This is a genomic window from Dyella terrae (assembly GCF_004322705.1).
GTDB classification, from domain to species: domain Bacteria; phylum Pseudomonadota; class Gammaproteobacteria; order Xanthomonadales; family Rhodanobacteraceae; genus Dyella_D; species Dyella_D terrae.
This window is the reverse complement of record NZ_SIZZ01000001.1, coordinates 424,553-446,191: the sequence shown is the minus strand read 5'-3', so window position 1 is coordinate 446,191 and position 21,639 is coordinate 424,553. Positions and strand designations below refer to the sequence as shown.

At 63.2% G+C, this 21,639-nt stretch carries 15 protein-coding genes; 6 read left to right on the top strand and 9 right to left on the bottom strand.

The window, feature by feature from the left end:
* Positions 1 to 6: 6 nt before the first annotated feature.
* The 3 genes from EYV96_RS02140 to EYV96_RS02130 all read right to left on the bottom strand — a co-directional run bounded on the left by EYV96_RS02140 (position 7) and on the right by EYV96_RS02130 (position 6,298).
* Positions 7 to 3,408: an autotransporter family protein gene (locus tag EYV96_RS02140; RefSeq protein ID WP_165488559.1), complete on the bottom strand. Its 3,402-nt coding sequence runs from the start codon at positions 3,406 to 3,408 to the stop codon at positions 7 to 9.
* Positions 3,409 to 3,723: 315 nt separating this feature from the next.
* A complete protein-coding gene (locus EYV96_RS02135; RefSeq protein WP_131149871.1) occupies positions 3,724 to 4,302 on the bottom strand; it encodes an OmpA family protein in 579 nt (192 codons plus the stop codon).
* Positions 4,303 to 4,582: 280 nt separating this feature from the next.
* The gene (locus EYV96_RS02130; protein WP_131149870.1) at positions 4,583 to 6,298 is read right to left on the bottom strand and encodes a SulP family inorganic anion transporter; all 1,716 of its coding nucleotides are present in this window, start codon (positions 6,296 to 6,298) and stop codon (positions 4,583 to 4,585) included.
* Between the two features lie 318 nt (positions 6,299 to 6,616).
* Here EYV96_RS02130 and EYV96_RS02125 point away from each other — a divergent pair, with 318 nt between their 5' ends.
* Positions 6,617 to 7,750: an alpha/beta fold hydrolase gene (locus EYV96_RS02125; RefSeq protein WP_131149869.1), complete on the top strand. Its 1,134-nt coding sequence runs from the start codon at positions 6,617 to 6,619 to the stop codon at positions 7,748 to 7,750.
* A 20-nt stretch (positions 7,751 to 7,770) separates the two neighbouring features.
* On the opposite strand, the gene EYV96_RS02120 is transcribed toward EYV96_RS02125, so the two are convergent.
* The 4 genes from EYV96_RS02120 to EYV96_RS02105 form a co-directional block, all read right to left on the bottom strand.
* Complete coding sequence (locus EYV96_RS02120; RefSeq protein ID WP_131149868.1) at positions 7,771 to 8,466, bottom strand: VIT1/CCC1 transporter family protein; 696 nt, start codon at positions 8,464 to 8,466, stop codon at positions 7,771 to 7,773.
* Positions 8,467 to 8,487: 21 nt separating this feature from the next.
* Positions 8,488 to 9,027, bottom strand: coding sequence for a cytochrome b (locus tag EYV96_RS02115; RefSeq protein ID WP_205746068.1), 540 nt, complete (start codon positions 9,025 to 9,027; stop codon positions 8,488 to 8,490).
* A 163-nt stretch (positions 9,028 to 9,190) separates the two neighbouring features.
* Positions 9,191 to 10,318, bottom strand: a complete 1,128-nt coding sequence (locus EYV96_RS02110; RefSeq protein ID WP_131149867.1) for a fatty acid desaturase family protein — start codon at positions 10,316 to 10,318, stop codon at positions 9,191 to 9,193.
* A gap of 5 nt (positions 10,319 to 10,323) precedes the next feature.
* On the bottom strand, positions 10,324 to 11,415 hold the full coding sequence (locus EYV96_RS02105) for a flavin reductase family protein (protein ID WP_131149866.1): 1,092 nt from the start codon (positions 11,413 to 11,415) through the stop codon (positions 10,324 to 10,326).
* An 89-nt stretch (positions 11,416 to 11,504) separates the two neighbouring features.
* Between EYV96_RS02105 and fabR the strand changes: the two genes are divergently transcribed.
* The 4 genes from fabR (at position 11,505) to EYV96_RS02085 (ending at position 16,539) form a co-directional block, all read left to right on the top strand.
* Positions 11,505 to 12,149, top strand: coding sequence for an HTH-type transcriptional repressor FabR (gene fabR / locus EYV96_RS02100; protein ID WP_131149865.1), 645 nt, complete (start codon positions 11,505 to 11,507; stop codon positions 12,147 to 12,149).
* A gap of 120 nt (positions 12,150 to 12,269) precedes the next feature.
* Positions 12,270 to 12,935, top strand: coding sequence for a hypothetical protein (locus EYV96_RS02095; RefSeq protein ID WP_131149864.1), 666 nt, complete (start codon positions 12,270 to 12,272; stop codon positions 12,933 to 12,935).
* Positions 12,936 to 12,937: 2 nt separating this feature from the next.
* Positions 12,938 to 13,588, top strand: coding sequence for a helix-turn-helix transcriptional regulator (locus EYV96_RS02090; protein WP_131149863.1), 651 nt, complete (start codon positions 12,938 to 12,940; stop codon positions 13,586 to 13,588).
* 125 nt (positions 13,589 to 13,713) lie between these two features.
* Positions 13,714 to 16,539, top strand: coding sequence for a ThuA domain-containing protein (locus EYV96_RS02085; RefSeq protein ID WP_131149862.1), 2,826 nt, complete (start codon positions 13,714 to 13,716; stop codon positions 16,537 to 16,539).
* Positions 16,540 to 16,564: 25 nt separating this feature from the next.
* Here the strand turns inward: EYV96_RS02085 and EYV96_RS02080 are convergent, their stop codons facing one another.
* Positions 16,565 to 18,235: a HEAT repeat domain-containing protein gene (locus tag EYV96_RS02080; protein ID WP_131149861.1), complete on the bottom strand. Its 1,671-nt coding sequence runs from the start codon at positions 18,233 to 18,235 to the stop codon at positions 16,565 to 16,567.
* Between the two features lie 405 nt (positions 18,236 to 18,640).
* Between EYV96_RS02080 and EYV96_RS02075 the strand changes: the two genes are divergently transcribed.
* Positions 18,641 to 19,825, top strand: coding sequence for a glycoside hydrolase (locus EYV96_RS02075; RefSeq protein ID WP_131149860.1), 1,185 nt, complete (start codon positions 18,641 to 18,643; stop codon positions 19,823 to 19,825).
* A 58-nt stretch (positions 19,826 to 19,883) separates the two neighbouring features.
* On the opposite strand, the gene EYV96_RS02070 is transcribed toward EYV96_RS02075, so the two are convergent.
* On the bottom strand, positions 19,884 to 21,578 hold the full coding sequence (locus EYV96_RS02070) for a hypothetical protein (RefSeq protein ID WP_240732315.1): 1,695 nt from the start codon (positions 21,576 to 21,578) through the stop codon (positions 19,884 to 19,886).
* Positions 21,579 to 21,639: the final 61 nt, after the last annotated feature.

Genomic DNA, 21,639 nt, shown 5'->3' with positions numbered 1-21,639 from the left:
TCGATCTCACCAGTTCCAGCGCATGCCCACCTTGGCATCCCAGGCATGGAACCCCCGGCTTCCAAAGCCGTTCTGGTAGCCGACATTGGCGTAGAACGACGCGTTCCGGTCCCACTCCCAGGTGACACCTCCATTGAGTTGCCACCACGAGCCCTTGATGCTTCCCTGGAACGGCACGTAGCCATCGGCGGACGAGAACGACGTCACGGGCTCGCCCTTGAATTCCTTCCATACGTTGGCCCGAAGCCAGCCCGTGAGCAGGCGCGGCGATCCGTCGCTACCGGGTTGCTGAATCCAGGTATTGGCCCAGCGCAAACCCACCCGACCAATCAACGACGTTATGTCACTGAAGCGAATCGTCGCGCCGATGTCGCTGGTGGTGCCGCTGTTGGCATGTTGATAGATCACCTGGGCCTGCGGCTCCCACACCTGGGTATCGTCGTGGAAGGGATACCCACCCTCGAGTGAGGCGGCCCATCCGAAACTGTCGTGATGCAGCTCGATGCCATCGTCCGACTTGGCGCTGTACTTGCCCCAGGTGCCCTGCCAGACCGCATCGAGGTACTGCCCTTCGGTCCAGAAGTGCGTCCAGTAAGCGCCCAGGCTCTGGCCCTTGACCACGTCATCGCCCGCATCGGTGCCATCGTAGTTGGCGACATCGCTGCGTATGCGTCCTGTACCCAGCGTCACGCCCACATGGTCACGCTGCCGGTCGTCGTGCTCCTGCGCATAGACGTCCATACCCGCCTGGAGCGCCATGATGTTGTAGTCGTATTTCGGGCTTCCGTTGTAGATGCCCTCGCTCGCGCCACGCACGTTGCCGTCTTCGCCGATGACACGCACCCAAAGCGCATTCAGATAATCGTCCTCGCGCAAATCGGAGCGACCGCGCAATTGCTCCTCTTCGCCGACACGCTCGTGCAGGTTGTCGAGCATCGCCCATCCGTAACGCAGGGCCATCGCAGGCAGCGCCGTGTAGAGCGACACTTCGGGGCGATACACCGGCGTCACCGGATCCTCTCCACCACCGGGGGCGACCGGATCGGGCACCGGCGGCGCAGGCGGCCCCGGATCGGGCGTCGGCGGGTTCACCGGGTCCGGCGGAGGTGCGGGCGGTGGCGGCGGTGGCGGCGGTGGGGGTGCGGGCGGATCCGGTGGATCGGGCGGCGCGGGACAACCGGGCGTCCCGGGTGTCGTGCATTCAATCGTATTGCGCAGGAACCAGTCGTTTTCCACGCCGGGAGAGACACCGCCACGATGCAGCAGATACGCATAGGGGCCCGCAATGACCGTACCTGCCAGGGCGAATGCATTGGCGCTGGTGGCGCCGCCATTGGCGACCTGCACCACCAGGATGCCGTTCCCCGTTGTCTCCGCGCCAGCACCCCCCACGTTGGTCACCGCGATTCGGCTCGTGCCTGTGGCGGTTCCTCCATCGATGATGAGTCGATCGGTGAGTGAATTGTCATCACCAAGCACCGTGTTGATGCCCAGGGTTCCGGCACCGGCGTAGGAGTGGACATAGAGCGATTTGAACTCGTTGGCGACCGGCGCCGTGAAGGCAACCAGGCCGTTATTGGTCAGGGTGCCTGACAACACCGAGCTGGCGGGAATGGACCACGAGCTGCTGCCGTCAACGGAAACGTTGCTCGCATAGAATGCCTTGCCGACCCAGGACGAACGATCAGTAAGCGTGACATTGGCGGTGCTGTCGCTGTCGGCCTCGACCAGCCCGCTCAGCCTGCTCGCACCCGAGGCAGACAGGTTGACGAGCGTCGCTGCATCACCGCCCGATGTGTTGATACCTTCGGCATAAAGCAACCACTGCCCACCCGTGATGCTGGCCCCGTTGGTTGCCGCGATGTCGCTAACGCCCTGCCCGAGCATGGCGTAACCATCACTCGACAAACCACCACCATCGAAGCTGATCGCATTCGCGTACAGGCCCTTGTTCTGGTTCACCGTCCACAGACCGGCCGCCCCGCCTGTCGCCGTGATGGTGCTGTTGGTGAACGACATCGTGGTGGCTGAAACGATCGGCTGGTTGTTTGAGGGATTGGCGTAGCTCCATGCATAAAGCGCCACCGAGCCGCCCGTGTTGGTGATTTGTGAGTCGCTCACGACGTACTGACTGTTGGTGTAGCCCATCATGCCGATCGTGCGCGAACCGGTGGCATTGATGGTGTTGTTGGCGAGGCTCATCGTGCTGTTGGACGTGCCATTGGCTCCGGCGTAAGCGCCATAGCTGCCCGAGGCATTGGCATTGATCGTCGTGCCCGTGCTCGTCATCTGGCCGCCAAGGTTGAGCAGGCCGGCACGCCAGGAGGGCGCGGTTACCTGGCCGAAGATGGGATTGACCAGGCTTGTCGTCGCTATCCGCCACGATTGCCCGTTGGTGGCCGAGTTGATGTCGATGCGACTTGAACCGGTCAGCGTTGCACTCGTACCCGCCTGCGTCCAGACGCCGACGGCAGCGGCAGGACCAGTCACTACAAAATTGCTCAGCTGCGCCGAACCATTGCGCATGACAATGGCACCCGAGCCACCTGAGCCCGACGTGGCCGTGAAGTTCACCGTCAATCCGTTGATGGGCGTTGCCATGGTGGTCTGGTCGACCGATACGCCAACACCACTGTTACCGGTGATCACAATCGTTTGTGGCTGTGAAAAATTGACCGCGCCCCCATCGTACAGATAGACGCCAAGTGCACCCAGCCCGTACATCGTCACGCCACTGAGGCCGCCCGAGAAAGTAAACGGGGTGTTGATGTTGATCGCGGATCCTGCGCCCGATGCGCCGAATGCGACCCGATTGGTGCCACTGGTAGCCATGGAGGAGGTACCGGCGACGGTGATAACGCCACCTGCGTCCGCCACCATGCCATTGCCTGCTGCACTTGCGCCCGAATAGAACGGATCATTGAAGTTGGAACTGGTGATCGAAACTTGGGCGCCATTGCGCGCGACAGCCGCATACCCTCCACCCAGAGACGTCACCAGGCCTCCGTTCAACGTCAACGAAGCCGCGGAACCATCCGCATAAAGTGCCGCACCGGTGCCTGTGGTGATGTTGACGCCCGCCGGCACCGAAATGATGCCGCCATTGGTGTACAGCGCGTTCCCGCCATTCGTGAGGAGACTGATGGCGCCGGGGCGCGAACCCGCACGCATGTCAACGACAAGGGTGCCACCGGATACGTTGGTGGCATTGTTGGCACCACTTCTGACGTCGACCGTGGTGTTACCAACGATCGTCGTCGTACCCGTAGTGACGTTGACGGGGGCCGTCACGGTGCCCGGGCCCACGGACTGCGCGTACAGATGCCCACTACCCAACGTTGACGTGGCCAGGGTACCGAGCAAGGCCACCTGGATGCTGTAAGTCAGGGAACGACGCGCAAGCTGCATGGCAAGAATTCGCGGGGCGGCGGAGCACTCAATCTCGGCCAAACCACCAACGACTGCCATCGCGTTTCTACTGCTGCACGCTAAGTAGTTTCACGAAGTAGCGCACTCGGAATGCGGAGCGCACCCATTCGCTCATTACTCATTGAGACATTTGCGCTCACGCTCCGGACAAGGCATTGGGCACGGCGCATGCGCACCATGCCAGGCATGGCGTCGATGATGTTCGAGTGGCGGCCGCGAAGCCAACGCAGCCGCCACTTGTGCAGGACTCAACGTCGTTACGCGCGATCAAGCCGCGCAGTGAAGGTCCCAGCTTCAGCTGTTGCCTGCAAAGTCGGTAACGATGGAGACACGCCGGTTGGGCTGCCCCTGTTCTCCCTTCGCTCCCTTCACCACCTGCCGGTTCTTGACCGATCCATAGGCCACGGCACGAACCTGATCCGCACTCATGCCCGCCTGCACCAGGTAATCGCGCACGGCATTGGCGCGTTTGAGCGCGAGCTTCTGGTTGTACGCAGGCGAACCGGATGGATCGGCAAAACCTTCGGCGGTGACGAGGGCCTGCGCGTGATGATCGCGCATGACTTTCGCAAACTCGTCCAGGCGCTGCTTGTCTTCATCCCGAAGGGTCGATTGGTTGGTGTCGAAATGCGCGATGTTGTCGACGCTGATGCGCCCTTGCAGCGCGGTGATCTTGGTGTCGTAGTCGGCAAACTTCTGATGCATTTCCTGCGCCAGCGCATCAATCTGCTGTTGCTGCTTCTGGTCATTCGCGCGCAATTCGGACACCGCAGTATCAAAATCCGCCTTCTTCACATAACCATTACAACCAGCCAGCGCAATGGCAATCACACCGACGAATCCATAGGTGATCCGCGATCCCAGAGTTGTCATTGTTTAGTCTCCTCTCGTTGACGGCGCGCGACGCGTAACCGTGACGATGAAGCTCTCCAGGCAACCAGTGACACGCACCCTCCGGGCCCGTGACCTGCCGACAATCCTTTTGACGCACCGCTACGTTCAGCTAGTCACGCAGCGAGATACCGCGGCAGCATTCGCGTGCCGCAGTCGTTTGAACATGCGCCAAGTGGGCAAAACATTTCGTGAACAGAAGCGTCATCGATGCCTTCCATGCGCCATCTACCCACACCTTGGGTACGTGGCTGGCCGGCACTTATCCCTCGGCACCCAGTGCATTCTGCATGCGCATGCCTTCGTAGTGACTGACAGCATCTTCCACGCGGGCGAACATGCGACCTCCCGCCAATACCTCGTAAAGCGGCGACCGACGGACCAGCTGCTTCACGCCCGGCGTCATGCCCACCAGCCACACCTCCCACCCGCTTGCCCGCGCCTTCGCCTCAGCTGCCACGAGCATCTTCAGCGCGGTGTATTCCAGATCGAATACCGCACCCAGATCGACGATGACGACGCGAGGACTTGCCTGCTCCACCTGTTCGAGCATCTTGCTGCCCAGACGCTGGGCATTGACGAAAAATATGCGTCCCTCGGGCCGAAGGACCAGCAGGCCATCCATGGATTCGTCATCCGGATAATCGGGCGAGGCCGGTCGGAAAAGCGTGGTTCCTCGCTTGCGTTTCAGCACATGAAGCGCCGGGTCCGACACCTGGTACGCCAATGCCAGCAGGGACACCATGATCGCCACGACGATGCCTCGCAACGTACCGAGGAAAACAACGCCCACCGCGGCCACCATCGCCCAGACAAACTCCGTCTTACGAATGGTGCGGATGGCCCGAAATTCGGCCGGCTTGATCAGCCCCATCGAGTAGACGATCACCACGGCCGCCAAGGTGGCCTGCGGCATCATCGCAATGAAGGGCCCCAGTACAAGCATCGTGCACAGCGCGCCGCCGGCCGTCACCAGCTCGGCCATCTGCGTGCGCGCGCCTGCCAGGCGGTTGACGGCGGTCTGAGAGGTACCGCCGCCTGCAGGCATCGCGCCAAGGAACGCTCCGCCCAGATTGGCCAGTCCCGTGGCGAGCAGCTCCCGATTGGCGATCGGCACGGGCTCATCGTCCCGGACAAATGCACGACCGGCGGCAATGGTCTCGGTGAAACTCATCAGCGCGATACCGACGGCGGCGGGCCATAGCTCGCCCACCAGGCTGCGGTCAGGCAGGGTCAGTGAAGGCAGCCCCGCTGGAATGGGACCGACCAGCGCGACACCTTGTGACGACAGATCGAACAGAGCGACGCTGGCGATGCACGCCGCCACGGCGACGAGCGGCGCCGGCGCCTTCGGCCAAACGTGCTCTATGCTCACCAGCATCGCGATCGTCGCTGCGCCGATCATGAAGGTTGCCAGCGACAGATGGGGCATCCCGGCCATCAGCGCATAGACATCGTGGAGAAAGGACCCCTTGTCGACATGCAGGCCGAAAAGCTTGGGCAGTTGATCGACCACGATCACCACCCCGATACCGGCCTTGAAGCCCGTAAGCACGGGATCGGAAATGAAGTTGGCGACGAAACCAAGTCGCAGCAGCGATGCCAGCAAGAGCGTCATACCCACCAGTGCGGTCAGTGTGGCCACCGCGACTGTCAGCGTTGCAAGGTTGCCGTCAGGAACCACGCGACCGAGTGCCGTCGCCGTCAGGATGGCAAGCGTGGTCGTCGTACTCACGCTCAGGGGCCGCGACGTGCCCAGAAACGCGTAGATGATCATCGGCAGGAAGGCGGTGTAGAGGCCGACCTGAATAGGCAGTCCTGCCACGGTCGCGTAAGCCAGTGCCTTGGGTATCACCACCGCTGCCGCAGTCAAACCCGCAACAATGTCAGCCTTTGCCCAGGAGCCGCTGTAGCGGCGGCTGCGCTGCCTCGCATGCGGTTGCGCAGGTATCTCGGAAACCCTGGAAGCATGTGGCATGGAAGAGCTCCTGCGACCATCGCCGGACATTCGCCCGACTTCGGATCACCCGCAAGAAAGTTCGATGCAATGACAAAGATGCTCGCGCGCATCGCGAAGCGCGGCCGAGTCTGATCCCGAATCCGGGTAGATTCAAGCGCGCAGGTCATGGGTACACGCGCGTTTCATGAGGCATCGCACCGGACGTCCGCGGACTGTCCACGGACAAGGCTTCGCCACCGCAAAAGGCGCTGGCACCCAACGAAACAGCCACTCCCGCGCTGGCATGCTCTTTGCCCTCCTCCATCAATGTTGCACTCATCAGGAGGAGTCGTGTTCATGCGTACTGGATGGCTGTCGTTCGTCGCCGTGCTTGGCCTGGGTGCCGTTGCCGGTTTGCATGCGGAAGATGCACCGGGCCCACGCAATCGCGCGGAAGCCGTGAAGATCATTGCCGACCTTCAGCAGATCGTTTCACCCGACGGGATCGACCAGCATGAAAAGGTCCGTATCGGTGGCATCGATCAATGGGTCAGCATTCGCGGCAATCACCGCAACAACCCTGTGCTGCTTATGCTGCATGGTGGCCCTGGCTGGGTATCGATGCCCACGAGCTGGTACTTCCAGAAGGGCTGGGAGGAGTACTTCACCGTCGTCCAGTGGGATCAGCGTGGCGCCGGAAGTACCTATGCCGCCAACGATCCGGCTGCACTGGCATCCACGGTCACACCCGACCGGATGATCGCCGACACGGTAGAGATGGCAGCGTGGCTTCGGAAGACCTTTGGCCAAGAGAAAATCTTCGTCCTTGGCCATTCCTGGGGTTCATTCCTGGGCCTGGAGCTTGCCCGCCGCCATCCGGACTGGCTCTACGGATATATCGGCATCGGGCAGATGACCAACATGCCCGAGAGCGAGCGCCAGGGCTGGGCCTTCGCGATGGACGAAGCGCGCAGGGCCGGCAACAAGGAGGCCGTCAAAGAGCTGCAGTCCATCGCACCTTATGCCAAGGGCACGACGCCCGAGCCGCTGTCTCGCGTGATGATCCAGCGCAAATGGCTCGATGAATACGGCGGCATGGTGTATCGGCGCACGGGTGGCTACGCAGAAAGCGGAGCGATGGCGCTGTCACCGCTTTACACCGACAAGGATCTGCTTGCTATCGATGCCGCCAGCGAATACTCGGTGACGAAGCTGCTCAATACTGCGCTTACGGTGGATTTCAGCAGCGTACGAAAGATCGACTGCCCGGTCTTGCTTTTCCTGGGAAGGCACGATCACAACGTGTCATCCAGCGTCGCCGAAGTGTGGTTCAACCAACTCCAGGCGCCGTCGAAGCGAATCGTCTGGTTTGAAGACTCGGCGCATGAAGTCATGGTCGAGGAACCGGGCAAGTTGCTGGTATCACTCGTGCAGTACGTTCGACCGCTCGCCGAAGGCACGCCAGCCACCGCGAAGCCAGCTGCAAAGTAAGCCAACGTCTGGCGCCGCGGTTACGCGGCGGCGCCAAACAACATGCCAACGGCGGTCGTGATGGCCATGGCAAGCGCACCCCAGAAGGAAATGCGCGTGGCGCCAACACGAACATTGGCACCTCCCGTGCGAGCCGCAATGCCGCCAAGCACGGCCAGGAAAACCAGCGACGTGGAGAATACCCACCACAGCAGCCCCGACCCTGGCGCGAGCGCCACGACAAGCAGCGGCAGCGCCGCGCCGGCCGCAAAGCTGACGGCTGACGCCGCGGCAGCCTGAATGGGCCGGGCTTTCAGTGCTTCAGTGATCCCCAGCTCGTCGCGCATATGCGCATCCAGCGCGTTATGCGCCATGAGCTGTTCGGCCACCTGGCGCGCAAGCGTCGGCTCCAGGCCCCGGCCGACATAAATGGCGGCCAGCTCCTTGTGCTCACCCTCCACATCGGTCTCCAGCTCGTTCTTCTCGCGCGCCAGATCGGCGTTCTCGCTATCGGCCTGGGAGTGGACCGACACGTACTCGCCCGCCGCCATCGACATGGCGCCGGCCACCAGGCCGGCGGTGCCTGCGACAAGGATCGACGAAGGGCTACCGTGAGCCGCCGCGACACCCATCACCAGGCTAGCGGTTGAAACGATGCCATCGTTGGCACCGAGCACAGCGGCGCGCAACCAGCCCATGCGCTCGGTGACGTGACGTTCGCGGTGACGGTGTGCCATGGAAATGCCTGCTCCTGTCCGTCAGGCCATGCGCCGAAGGGTGTTGTCCTTGCGACCAAAGTGGTGCCACAGCGCGGCAAGGATATGCAGGCCAATGACGTAATAGAAAATCTCGCCCACGAGACCGTGTACGTCCTCCCATGGGTGAGCGAGCTCACGGTCACCGGCACCGAAGAACGCGGGCAACACGGTCACGCCGAACAGGCTGACGGGCTTGCCGGCGATCTGCAGCGTCACGATACCCATGATGGGCTGCGCGATCAGGAATGCGTAGAGCGCGACGTGCGTGATCTTGCTCAGCGCCTGGCTCCACTTGTCCATGGCGGGAACAATGGGCGGTGACGGGTGTTTCAACCGCGTGGAAAGCCGTGGAAGCACCAGGAGCAGGACGGCAATGCCGGCAAGCGCGTGGATCGCCAGCGAGTCAGCGCGACCTTCACTGCCGCGCGGAAACAGGCCGCGTACATTGATCGCCACGTAGGCGATGAGAACCAGCGCGAAGCTGATCCAGTGAAGCCAGCGCAAGGCGGGCGCGTAACGATCACCTGCATTCATCTGCATCGGAAGGATCCCTGTAACCGAGGCGTGCCACGTGGGCACGGGGCGAACAGGTGAAATCTACCCCGTTAAAGCATTCGCTGATGAAATGGGACTCGCTCTTGTTTCGAACCCAATAGAAAAGCCCGCCCTGTTGCCAGAGCGGGCTTCATGCGCGAAGCCTTGATCAGCCTGCCGCCATAAGCGGCCGCACCGGCGCCGGCTTGCTGGGGAACGCATGACGCAGAATGCGCCAGATAACCGTACCAAACTGCTTTGGCAAGGAACCCGTGTTGTAGTGCTGGCCATAGCGGGCGCAGATCTCGCGCACTTCCACGGCCATCGCAGCGTATCGGTTCGCCGGCACGTCCGGATAGAAGTGGTGCTCGATCTGACGGCTGAGGTTGCCGCTCCACAGATCCATCCACCAGCCGCCGGTGAGGTTTGACGAACCGCGCAGCTGACGCAGATACCAATGACCGCGTGACTCGTTCTCCACGCATTCCTTCGGGAACACTTCGGCGTCGGCAGTAAAGTGACCGCAGAAGATGATCGTGTAGGTCCAGATGTTGCGGATCACGTTGGCGACGACATTGCCAAGCAGCACCGGCAGGAAGAACGGGCCCGCCAACAGCGGAAAGATCACGTAGTCCTTGAGCATCTGCTTGCCGGCTTTGCGAATCACCGGCACCGACAGCTTCCACAAGGTGCTACCGGTCATCTTGCCCTTGACCCAGTGACCGATACGCAGGTCCTGCATCGCGACACCCCATTCGAACAGCACGGCGAACACAACCGCCACGGCCGGCTGGATCAGGTAGTACGGCTTCCAGCGCTGTTCGGGAAAGATCCGCAACAGCCCGTAGCCGATGTCATCATCCATGCCACGCACGTTGGTCCAGGTGTGGTGGCTGTAATTGTGCGTCTTGCGCCAGTTGTCGCTGGTGCCCACGATGTCCCACTCGTAGGTGCGCCCCTGCAAGGCCGGATCGCCCATCCAGTCGTACTGGCCGTGCATCACATTGTGGCCAAGCTCCATGTTCTCGAGGATCTTGGACAGGCCGAGCACGACCGCGCCCAGGATGCACAACGGCCACAGCAGCACAGGCAACAGCGTGCCACCAAGGATCGCGCCGGCCATCAGCAGCACGCGACCGCTCAGGCCCAGCCAGCGCACGCCGGCAGCGACCTTGCGGATGTAGTTGGCGTCATCCTGGCCACGCGTCGCCAGGGTGCGTGCGCGCAGTGCATCCAGTTCCTCGCCGAAGCGATCCAGTTCTTCCGCGCTCAGCGGACGGCTATTGATCTTGGCCATGTCGTTCACAGATCCAGGGAGAGATCGCTTTGCGCGGCGTGAATGCACAGGCGCAAGGCGTGGGTGGGTTCGTGCTGCACGCTGCGGTCATGCAGGTCGCGCGTAGCGCCGCTGGACTTGCCGCAGGAACAGGTGTTGCAGATGCCCATGCGGCATCCATGGCGCGGAGTGAGACCCTGCTCCTCCAGCGCCTCGAGCAAGGATTTGTTGCGCGCAACGTCGATCGTTCGCCCGGTCTTGAGCAAGGTCACCCGCACGTGGCCTTCGTCGCTGGGGTCGATCACGCGCGGTGGCGGGCTGAACGCTTCGGCCTGGAACGATCGGCAGCGATCGCCGAGCAGGCCACGGGCGGTTTCAACGAAACCATGGGGACCGCAGGCGAGCACATGGGCCATCGCATGGTCGGCGAGCCACGCAGACAGATGACCCGACTCGATCCGGCCTTCGAGTTCATCAGCGGCCACGGCCCCTTCACCCGTCAGCACGAAATGCACGCTGAAGTTGGCATGCCGCGCGGCCAGCGCACGAAGCGCATCCGCCTGCACCCACTCGGCGCGCGTGCGCGCCCAGTACGCCAGTCGCACGGGCTTGGGAAAACCAGCCTCCGCCTGGGCATGGATCAACGCCAGCATGGGCGTGATGCCGCTACCGGCAGCAAGCATCAGGGACGGCACTGAATCATCGGGAACGCGCAGATCACCGAAGGCTTCGCTCAGGTACACGACGCTGCCAACAGCAAGGGATTGCAGGTGCGCGCCCACTTTGCCGCCTTCGACGGATTTCACCGTGATGCAAACGCGGCCGTCGGCGCGCGGCATATCGGAAGCGCTGTAGGACCGGGTGTAGCGGACACCGTCGATTTCAACGCCCACGTTGATGTGCTGGCCGGCGCGGAAGCCACGGAAGTGGCGGTTCGGGCGCAGGACCAGCGTGGTGACGCCAAGGGCTTCCTGGCGACGCTCGATCACCTTCGCCCGCGCCTGGTGCCATGACCAGAGCGGATTGAAGCGCGACAGCCAGAAGTCGAGCACGGCCGGGGGTGCCCATACGGCATTGAGGCGAGAGAGCCAGGAGGGTCGGCGAATGACAGTTTCCATGCCCCATTATACAAGCATATATACAACTGTATATACAATCGTCTATACAGTTGTCTGCTATCCTTCAGCCCGTCCCAACGGACCTGCCCATGCCCCAGACTCTCGCTCCCTACGAGGCCCCCGAGGCCGGACGCAAGCACCAGATCAGCCGGGATGACCTGCTGAAGGCGGCCTTGCGCCTGCTCGGTCCGCACCGGAGCGTGTCCAGCCTGGGCCTGCGGGAGATCGCCCGCGAGGCCGATATCGCCCCCAACAGCTTCTACCGCCACTTTCGCGACATCGACGAGCTGGCTGTTGCGCTGATCGAGCTGTCGGGCGAGGCCTTGCGCCGGGTGGTCGTCCAGGCACGCACGCACGTCGTCAGTGGCAACGCGGTGGTGCGAGGCTCGGTCGAGGCCTTCATGTCCCAGATGCGCTCGCGGGATGGACTGATGCAGGTGCTGCTGCGCGAAGGCACGGCCGGATCGGACGCCTTCAAGCAAGCCGTGGACCGCCAGCTCGATTTCTTCGAGGAAGAACTGAGGGTTGAACTGGAGCGCCTGTCCAGGGCTGCCGATCAACCCCTGCATGACCCCGCCATCGCCGCCAAGGCCATCACGCGCCTGATCTTCGCCATGGGTGCACACGCACTCGATCAGCCCGTGGACCACGACGCGCAGCTGGCTGACCAGATGACCCAGATGGTGACCATGATCCTGCTCGGCTCGCGCCAGTTGCGGACGCGCCAGGGCTGACTGGAAGCCCGGCATCCCGAATCGTTGCGGGAAGCGCTTTACACATACACACCTTGCGTCACAATGGGGCCGGAACAGACTGTCGGTCGTCGCCGCTTTGCGACTTTCCGGAGCTTCCCCATGAAGACCAGCATCAGGCTTTTCACCCTGTCGGCGGCGTACTTCGCCACCATCGGCATGGCCATGGCCGCCTCCCCTGCCACGCACGACATGGGATCCATGGCACAGGCCGCGCCCGCCACTTCTGTGACCGCCCCCAAACTTGATGCCGCGCTGCGCCAGCTGTGGCATGGCCATGTGGTCCACACGCGCGAATACGCCATGGCCATTCACGCGCATGACAGCGCCAAGGCAAAGGCCGCGGAAGACGTCGTGGTCGCCAATGCCAAGGAAATCGCCAATGCGGTGGCCGGTTTTTACGGCAAGCCGGCTGGCGATCAGACGCTCCAACTGCTTGCCGGGCACTGGGGCGGCGTAAAGGCCCTCACCGAGGCAACGGCCTCCGGCGACAAGGCGGCCGAGCAGAAAGCCATGAGCGACCTCAACGCCAATGTCACGGCCATCGCCAAGTTCTTCTCGGGCGCCAATCCCAACTTGCCGGAAAGCGCGGTGCAAAGCCTCTTTGCCGCCCACGTCGCCCATCACGCGACGCAAATCCAGCAGATCATGGCCGGTGACATGAAGGACGAGCAGACGACCTGGACGGCCATGCAGGCACACATGAACACCATCGCGGACGCACTGGCGGGCGGCATCGCCAAGCAGTTCCCGGACAAGGCCAGTTGAAAATGGGGGCGCTCAGGCAACTCGGTGCCACGCAACAGCGCCTACTGCGACAGCTGTTGAAGGGCGCCGGGCAAGGCACCGTTGAGGCGCTGTGCGAAACCCTGCACATCACGCACAACGCCGTGCGCCAACACCTGAGCGCCCTGATGGCACATGGCTATGTCGAGCGCGCGCAATCCAGGCCGAGTGGCGGGCGGCCGGTCGCCTGCTATCGGCTCACGGACGACGGTCGCGCGCTGTTCCCCCGCAACTACGGCATGATCTCCACTGCCCTGCTGACCGAGCTGCAAACGCGCCTTGGGCCAGCGGAACTGGAGACCATGCTCCGTGATCTCGGTACACGGCTGGGCTCAAACGAAGTCGTTCCGCCGGCATCGGCCACCCTGGCCGAGATCGCGACGCAACTTGCCTCGCAACTTGATGCCCTTGGGTACGAAGCCATACCCGCGCGACAAGGAAACCACTGGGAAGTGGAGGCATTCAACTGCGTCTTTCACGCCATGGCACGCCAGCATCCGCAGGTGTGCAAGTTCGATATCGCATTCATGGAAGCGGCCAGCGGTCGGCGCATCCAGCATCGGGAATGCATCATCCGTGGCGGCACGTGCTGCCGGTTCAGGATCGAACCGTCCGCATCGACACCTGATAAGTAGTGCCCAGTGCGCTGCATCGCATCAACGATCACCCCATAAACGCTCGTTGCAGAAGATAGCCAGCACGCGTTTCTTGCTGCGCGCGCGTTGATTAGGTTGGAGGACATCCCGCACCCTTCACGGAAATGGCGCACATGCCCGAGCCACGTACGCCTCGACGATGCATCCCGCTCTGGCTCGCCATGCTTTGCGCATTACTCGCATCCTGCGGTGTATCGGCCCCCAGAACCGTGGTCATCATCGGTGGCCCGCACAGCGAAGGCCCGGGAAAGCACGAATATCAACTCGGCGTCGCACGCATCGCCCGGATGATCGACGCGTCGCCGGAAGCCCGAACCGCGTTGAAGGTAAAGACGTATCCGGACGGCTGGCCCGTCGATCCCCATGCCCTGGACGACGCTGCCACGGTGATCTGGTACTTCGACGGCATGGATCACCACCCCATGACCAACCCAGGCAAACGGGCGACGATGGAAGCCGCACGCCAACGTGGTGTCGGCATCATTGCGCTGCATCAGGCGTCGACATCACCGGCAAGCGATTCGCTGGGCCTCGAACACTGGCTGGGTGGCGTGCGCCTGGGCATGGCCGACCGGACGACGGAATGGGCAGCACTGGAGCCTGCCATCGAGGGCCATCCCGTGGCGCACGGTCTCCGCGAGATGGCGTTGCGCGATGAGTTCTATCCCACATTCCGGTTCGCTGATACGGGTCAGCGCACGCCCATCCTTGTCGCCGAGCTTCATCCGCAATTTCGCAACGGCGACGCGGTGCTCGATGACCACGGCGAGCGCGTCGACGTGGCCTGGACTTACGAGACCAACGATGGCGCGCGCTCGTTTGTGTTCACGGGCGCGCATTTCATCGAGACACTCGACCGGCCAGATGTGGCGCGCCTGATCACGAATGCCGCGCTTTGGACGTCTCACCTCCCTGTACCCGATCAGGCCGTCGATCTCCCCACTCCGTTGGATGCGGCGCCGCCCGCAACCCTTGCCAGGGTGGAGCGCGCAACGTTCCACGCCGATAGCCGTCGCAGCGGCTGGTATGCGGAACAGGACGCGCTGGCACCCGACGATTTGCGCCAAGCCGCTTTCGGCATCGCCTGGGAATCACCGCCACTGGACGCCGTCGATGGCCACGATGCCCGCCTCTATGCCAGTCCGCTCTTCATCGACGCACTAACGCTGAAAAGCGGGCCGCTGCGCGGCGAAACCTTTGCCGTCGTGATCGCGGCGTCGAGCAATGGCTATGTCTACGCGATCAATGCCCGTCGCCATGGCGACCTCGCGCCGGGACGCATCCTGTGGCGCACGCGACTGGATGCGCCCTGCTATCTCAAGCCGGCGCCGCTGGATGGCGTTCCCACGGGCATCCTGAGCACGCCCGTGGCTGACGTACGTCGTGGACGCCTCTATGTCACGCATTGCGCCGCCCAGCAAGGCTGGCAAGCCTACGCACTCGAGCTTGCCACCGGCCAACTCATCGATGGATGGCCCGTACGCCTGGATGAGCCTACGCTCAATCGTGTAAATGCCAACGCTGGGCCAACGCTCCTGCCACCGACACGCAAGTTCGACTTTCGCGTGCAACGCGGCGCCCTGAACCTGAGTCCCGAGGGCGACGCGCTGTACGTCGTGTTCGGCGAGACCGAAACCGGCTGGATCGCGGCGATCGACACGAAACGCCCGCATGTCAGCAGTGCATTCGCCGCTGTCGCCATGCCGCACCGGGGATCCGGCGGCATCTGGGGCGCGGGTGGCCCGGCGGTCGACGAGGCAGGCCATGTCTTCGTGGTCACGGGCAGTGGATTCGATGGCTATCGCGATCTCGACCACGACTGGACGCAGTCCGTGCTCAAGCTCGCTCCGCCGTCGGGCGTACAGGGCTTCGTGCTTCAGGGAACTTACACGCCTTTCAACTATTGCCTCACGGCCAAGATGGATATCGATCTCGGCTCGGGTGGCGCAGCGCTGCTGAAGGGAGGCGCGACGCCGTTGATGGTGGTCGGTGGCAAGCAGGGCAATATGTATCTTCTCGATCCCGGGCACCTGCCCGGGCGACTCGATCGCAGGCCAGCTTGCACGACGAACTCGGCAAGCGACGGCTCGCTCCTTCCACCGGGACCGCAACCGCAATTCGGCAAGCGTGGCCCGCTCAACGTCTTCGGCCCTTACTCCGAAGAGGACGCGTCCATGGACGTCGCGAGGGCGCGTTCCGTGCCCGCCACCTTCCGTGACAAGGCAGGCGTGGAATACGTGTATGCAACGGGCAACAACAAGGCCGCCCGTGGATCGGCGGCAAGCGTTCCGCCCTCTTTGGTTCGCCTGCGTGTCGAACGCCCCTCGCATGGAACACCTTTCCTCCGCGTGGATGCGCGCGCATCGACCCTGGTGATGGGCAATCCTGGCTCGCCTGTCGTCACCAGCGGCGTCGACGGCCATCCCGTGGTGTGGGTGCTGGACGAAAACGCGCCGCGCTCTGCATCACTGAATGGTTCGGATGCACCCCGCCCCATCCTGTACGCCGTGGACGGCCTTTCCATGGAGGTGCTGTGGAAGAGTCTGCCGGGCGAGCTCTTCACCAGCGGCAAGTACAACGAACCGACCTTCGGCCAGGGTCAGGTCATGGTCGGCACGGATCGCATCCAGGCGTTTGGCGCAGGCGGAAAGCGCATGGGTGGTCGAGCCGTCGTCGCGCCCGTTCAGCCCGCGCCTGCCGTAACAAACATTCCGGCTGTGCCAGCCGACACTAACGCCAAAGACATCTTCCAGCAGCGCTGCGCGATGTGCCATGAGCATCCCCAGGGAAACATACCGCCGCGCGCCGTGCTCAAAACACGCTCGCATGAGCGGATCGTCGACGCCCTCAGCAAGGGCGTGATGCGGCAACAGGCCGCGGGCCTGAGCGCCAGACAGATCGAGGAGATCGCCGTGTTCCTGAAGGAGTAGCGACGCGCGCGTTCAACGCACCGGCTTAGATCCGCGTGGATGTAGCGGCGCAGTCGGGTACGCGCATGTTGCCCTTGCCGTCGACCAACACGTCGTAGCCGCCGCCCAGCGCCACCAGCAGCTCCCCATTCCGTTGCAGCCGCGCACCTTGAGGTGACCAGGGCAGCATGCGCCAAAGCGAGGCATGCCAGACGCCGTCATCGCTGCGCTTAATCATGTACAGACCACCGCTGCTGATGAGGTAACTGTCGATGGCAACGACCGCGACGATCTGCCCGTGAAAACGCTGCAGGCTGGTGATGCGCTGCTCAAGGATCATCTGATCCTGGCCGCCTGCCGGCTGAAAGGACAGGCTGGCGCCCCATTCCCCGTTGTCAACGACCACGAGGTCACCGCCGGGAACGGGCATTTTGGATGGACTGCCCGTGAGAGTCCGACTCGCCGAACACGTTGAAGACTGACGTTGTTCGCGCGCGAAGATGTGCGCAGAGACAAAGCCGAACTCGTCGTCTCGTCCAAGGGGGGCGTACGGCACACCGCTCGACAAGTGGCTGAGCGCTTCGGCCGCCCTGGCCCTGACGGGTGGAAACCAATGCGCTTGCGCGGCCCATTGCAGCGCCGGCCTGGCCGACGCATCGCCAAGGCGCCCCAGGCTTTCGGCGGCGGCGCCATTCAAGCGCACATTCGCCTCGTTCTTGAGCGCATCGATGAGGGCCGGCACGGCGGGGCGATAGCCAATCAGGCCCAGGGCCTGTGCTGCGCTGACCTGGAGTTCGCCCTCTTCGCGCAACAGGATCTTCAGCACCTCAGGCCCCGCGTCGTAACCGGCAGGTCCCAACAAGCCAAGGCGACGAAGGCTGGTGTAATCGGCACCGTGCGCGGCGAGGACACGGCCGACGATCGCGCCTGCCGCAGGTGAGTGAATGGCGATCAGAGCCGCGTCAATCCCTTGTGCGAGCGCCAGTCGATGCGAGCGCAAGGCGATCAATGCCGGGCCTGCCGATTGGGCGACCGGCCCCATGTTGGCAAGTGTTGCGATCGCCTCGCCGGCCGTTGCTTGAGGCACCCAGGGATCCCCTGCAATCCCAACCAGGGAAGGAATCGCGCTCATGGCCTCCGGCCCCATGCGGCCCAGCACTTCCCCGAGCTTGTATGCCTGGCCCGACTGACATCCTGACCGGCAATGTGCGATGTCGATTATGTAAGGTATGGCCCGCTTGCCTGACAGCTCCACGGCGTACGACGCCTGGTCGAGCGGCGCATCTGGCGAACGCATCAGCTCGTCGACGGCCCTTCGAGCAGCCTCGTCCGATGGGATGCGCCCCAATGCCGCAACCAACCAGGGCAGTCCGCGGTCCAGTCCTCGCTCGATGGCCGGGAGGTAACGAGGGTCAATGGCGTTCGCGTCTCTTAGTGCCGCTGCTGCGATGGTGGCCTTGCCGATATCTGCATCGCCAAGCATTTCGACGAGCCTGGGAACGGCGTCATCGAGCTGCAACAGCTGGTGACTCAACGCGATCTGCTCCTGCGTTTGCGCAGCGGGCGACGTGCCCACTCGAGAAGCCTCGATCTGACGGATGCAGTCGTCGAAGACCCGGCATGCCTGGCCAGGCTCTGCCGCCATAACCGGCATTCCCATCAGCGCGATGAGGAGCATCAACAACTGCTTCGCGGCACCGCAGCGTATCCAGCGCATCTCTCCCGCCCCCCGTCAGATGCCCATCGACCCAGGAAAATCGCCCCCGAAGTAGAGCATGTCGGCAGGCGAAGTCGCCAGCGCGCGACAAGGGCGCGCAGGCGACCCCGGGACGCCAGGGCTTCCATGAAGCGCTTGGGTAACTGTCCTCAAGGGCCACTGATCAAGGAAAGCCAAGCCACCAGCCCGGCGGGCTCCGCCTATGACCTTGGCGTGCTTCTCTTTTAAACTTCCGGGCATCCATCAGGGAACGATGCCATGCGACGTTCGGGACTTCTGATATGCATCTGCCTGCTGACAGTGTTGCTGGGTGTGCAGCGCTCCGCTCGCGCTGAAACCAGCCTCGAAAACCCAGTCCGACTAAACCCGGCAACCGTAGCGCTGAATGCCACGTGGCGCTTTCATGTGGGCGATGATCCCCGCTGGTCTTCGCCCGGGTTCGACGACAGCGGGTGGGAAGCGGTCGACCTTACGCCAGCGCCGGGTGCCCATGATGGCGACGTAGGCATCACCGGTTACGTCGCTGGCTGGAGTCGGCGCGGACACGCCGGCTATACGGGTTATGCGTGGTACCGCATCCGTGTCACCGTCGAAAGCGACAAGGGCGTGCCGCTGGCCATGTCTGGCCCGACCCTGGTCGACTCGACGTATCAGGTTTACGTCAACGGCAAACGGCTCGGTGGCCCCGGCGACTTCTCCGGCGCGACGCCGACTGCCTATAGCGTGCGTCCCACCGTATTCCCCCTACCGTCGTCCGGCTCGGGCCCACAGACTTACGACATCGCGTTCCGCGTCTGGATGGATCCGGTGGACGCCGGTGACGAAAGCGGCGGCCTGCACGTCGCGCCGGTCATCGGCCAGGCCGACAGCATCGATCATCTTGTCCGGTCACAGTGGATGACGACTTTCTGGGGCTACGTTGCCGATGGCATCGAGCCGCTGGGCTTTGTCGTGCTGGCCATGATCGCGGCCGCACTCGCCATCGCACGGACAAGTCGTCGCTATGGGTGGATGATCGCCGCGTTGTGCCTGCTCGCCCTTCTGCGCCTCAATCAGGTGCTGTACTACTGGGGCCACTTCCTTAGCCTGCGCAGCTCCGACATCGGCGTGATGATCTTGCTCCGGCCACTTGTTCTGGCAACATGGACGCTTGCCTGGCGCGAATGGTTTCGCATCGACGACCTGCGCTGGCTTGGCAAGGCTATCGCTGGGCTCACCGCCATCTACATGCTCACTGCATGGATCGCTCGGCCGTGGTTTTGGATGGATGGCCCGCATGCAATCAAAGCCATGGCCGAGGCTGCAGCCACCGGCGCTCGTATCGCATTTGCAGCGATCTATGCGTGGATCATCCTACTGGGCGTGATTCGAACCCAAGCGCTCGGCGCCTGTCTGGCTGCCCTCGCCGCAGTACTCGTCGGCATCGGCCTGTTCGCCACCGAGGTTAATGCCCTTGGCGTCCCGGGCATCTGGTTCCCGTATGGCATCGGCGTCGCGAGGGGCCAGTATGCGTATGCACTGTTCATCCCCTTGATGTTCGGATTGCTCCTGTCGCGCATAGTCCACTCCGCGCGACAACGTCAGGACTGAACCGGGTAAAAGGGGCGCGGCCCGCGACCGCGCCCCTTCCTGTCGCGACATGTACGACTCAGAGCCCAATGGCCGACACGCGCGTTGCCCAATTGCCCAACGCACCCCGCGTTCCGCCACACTGGAACAACGGAGCGGTCAGGTACTGCGCCAGCGTGCACGTTTGAGCGATGTACTCCGAAGCAATCCAGATCGTATTGCCGTCGGCCGAAGCCGCACCGTAGTCGCCCCAGCGAGGACGGTCGCCACCCAGGTAGGGGATACCCGTGAAGCCATCCCAGGGGCCGGCGCCAGCGGCCGCGAGATGGACATCGCCGGCACCGATCTTGGCGTCGAAGCTCGCATAGCCCGCGCTCGGGTAGTCATTGGGCCCGACGACGGTGAACGCGATGACACCACGCCCGCTTTGCGTTACGGCAGCCGAGCCGTAGGTCAGATTCGCATCAGGCAGCGACAGCGTGCCGTTGGCGAACAGTCCGCCGGAGTTCGGGTTGATGACGAAGAAATTGATGCCCGAACCATGGCTTCCGTCACCGAGCAAAACGTCGGTATCCAGGGTGCCCCACAGCTTCCCGTTGGCATAGCTCACCTGCTGCATGCGTGAGTCGTTGACCGCCAGGTCGCGCGGCGCGGGATAGACGTGGTTCGGATAGCCGAGGTAGTTCGGCGCACACCCTGGCACGGCAAAACAATCACGCAATGGCGTGCTGCCAGGCTTCTGGTGGGCCAGGCTGCTCGGAACGGCGTATTGCTGCACGCCGACGGACGACACGCTCAATGCCAACGTGCCGGGTGCGCTATCGATCGCCTGCGTGTTGGACACGGCCCACAACCAGATCGTGCTCGACACGCCCGAGTCGTAGAACACCGCGTCGGAGCTGAGCAGATACTCGGTACCGCCATGCGCGCCGGCATATTGCCCACCGGACGAGACGGCCGGCCAGACCGTGAAGGCCGGCGCGGGAATGCTCGGATCGCCGCCATTGAACAACACGACATTCACCGCCGCCGACCACGAGGCGAGCGCTTTCTTGGAAATGGCATAGATCTGCGAGCCGTAGAAGCCGTCGCCGAAGAACGAGAACTCGTTGGTGGTCAGGAAGATCGCGTTGGCATCCGCGCCTATATGCGGGTAATCGCCGAGGCAAAAGCCAAGGTCGCACTGGTGATCAGGCGTACCTTGCGTGCCGTTGTTCTGCACGGGAAGCTGATACACGATCCAGGCGCCCGTGGGGTCGGCTGTTTGGCTGACGGCGATATCCAGGTGATTCGTGCCGGCTAACGCGGAGGTTGTCCCGATGCGATCGAGCGTCAAGACCACCTGAAACCAGCGCTTCGTCGAGGCGTCGTAGTAGCACGATGGATCGGTGATGCTGGGACCGTACTGGCCATTGCTGCGATTGATCGCTGCCGGATAACCGTAGAACGTATTCAGATCGACCGGACCGACAAGCTGATGCCCCGAACTGTCATAGATCGCCAGCACATCGTTGACACTCTCGAGGACGAAGCCATTACCCGCACAAAGCCCCTGATCCGGCGGCTCGACCGAGAATTGATTGCCGTTGTTCGAGTAGCGCTGATCATGGAAGTTGAGTCCATCGAATCCACCAAGCAGTTCTGGGCTGGACTTTGCGCGCTTGGCGTTGCCCATGCGATTCACACCCGCGCGACCATGCGCAATGGAGCGATTGGTGACGGGCTTGTCACCGAGGTCGTTACCATCGCCTGAATCGGCATCACCTCCCGACATCGCCGGGTCCTGTTCAAGGGCCGTGATGGGCGCCCCGCCTATCTGCGATGACACGGGTGTC

Bases quoted from the DNA above. Each gene is read 5' to 3' on its own strand.
- EYV96_RS02140 (WP_165488559.1), bottom strand. From the start codon at position 3,408: ATGCAGCTTGCGCGTCGTTCCCTGACTTACAGCATCCAGGTGGCCTTG.
- EYV96_RS02135 (WP_131149871.1), bottom strand. From the start codon at position 4,302: ATGACAACTCTGGGATCGCGGATCACCTATGGATTCGTCGGTGTGATT.
- EYV96_RS02130 (WP_131149870.1), bottom strand. From the start codon at position 6,298: ATGCCACATGCTTCCAGGGTTTCCGAGATACCTGCGCAACCGCATGCG.
- EYV96_RS02125 (WP_131149869.1), top strand. From the start codon at position 6,617: ATGCGTACTGGATGGCTGTCGTTCGTCGCCGTGCTTGGCCTGGGTGCC.
- EYV96_RS02120 (WP_131149868.1), bottom strand. From the start codon at position 8,466: ATGGCACACCGTCACCGCGAACGTCACGTCACCGAGCGCATGGGCTGG.
- EYV96_RS02115 (WP_205746068.1), bottom strand. From the start codon at position 9,027: ATGCAGATGAATGCAGGTGATCGTTACGCGCCCGCCTTGCGCTGGCTT.
- EYV96_RS02110 (WP_131149867.1), bottom strand. From the start codon at position 10,318: ATGGCCAAGATCAATAGCCGTCCGCTGAGCGCGGAAGAACTGGATCGC.
- EYV96_RS02105 (WP_131149866.1), bottom strand. From the start codon at position 11,415: ATGGAAACTGTCATTCGCCGACCCTCCTGGCTCTCTCGCCTCAATGCC.
- fabR (WP_131149865.1), top strand. From the start codon at position 11,505: ATGCCCCAGACTCTCGCTCCCTACGAGGCCCCCGAGGCCGGACGCAAG.
- EYV96_RS02095 (WP_131149864.1), top strand. From the start codon at position 12,270: ATGAAGACCAGCATCAGGCTTTTCACCCTGTCGGCGGCGTACTTCGCC.
- EYV96_RS02090 (WP_131149863.1), top strand. From the start codon at position 12,938: ATGGGGGCGCTCAGGCAACTCGGTGCCACGCAACAGCGCCTACTGCGA.
- EYV96_RS02085 (WP_131149862.1), top strand. From the start codon at position 13,714: ATGGCGCACATGCCCGAGCCACGTACGCCTCGACGATGCATCCCGCTC.
- EYV96_RS02080 (WP_131149861.1), bottom strand. From the start codon at position 18,235: ATGCGCTGGATACGCTGCGGTGCCGCGAAGCAGTTGTTGATGCTCCTC.
- EYV96_RS02070 (WP_240732315.1), bottom strand. From the start codon at position 21,578: ATGTCGGGAGGTGATGCCGATTCAGGCGATGGTAACGACCTCGGTGAC.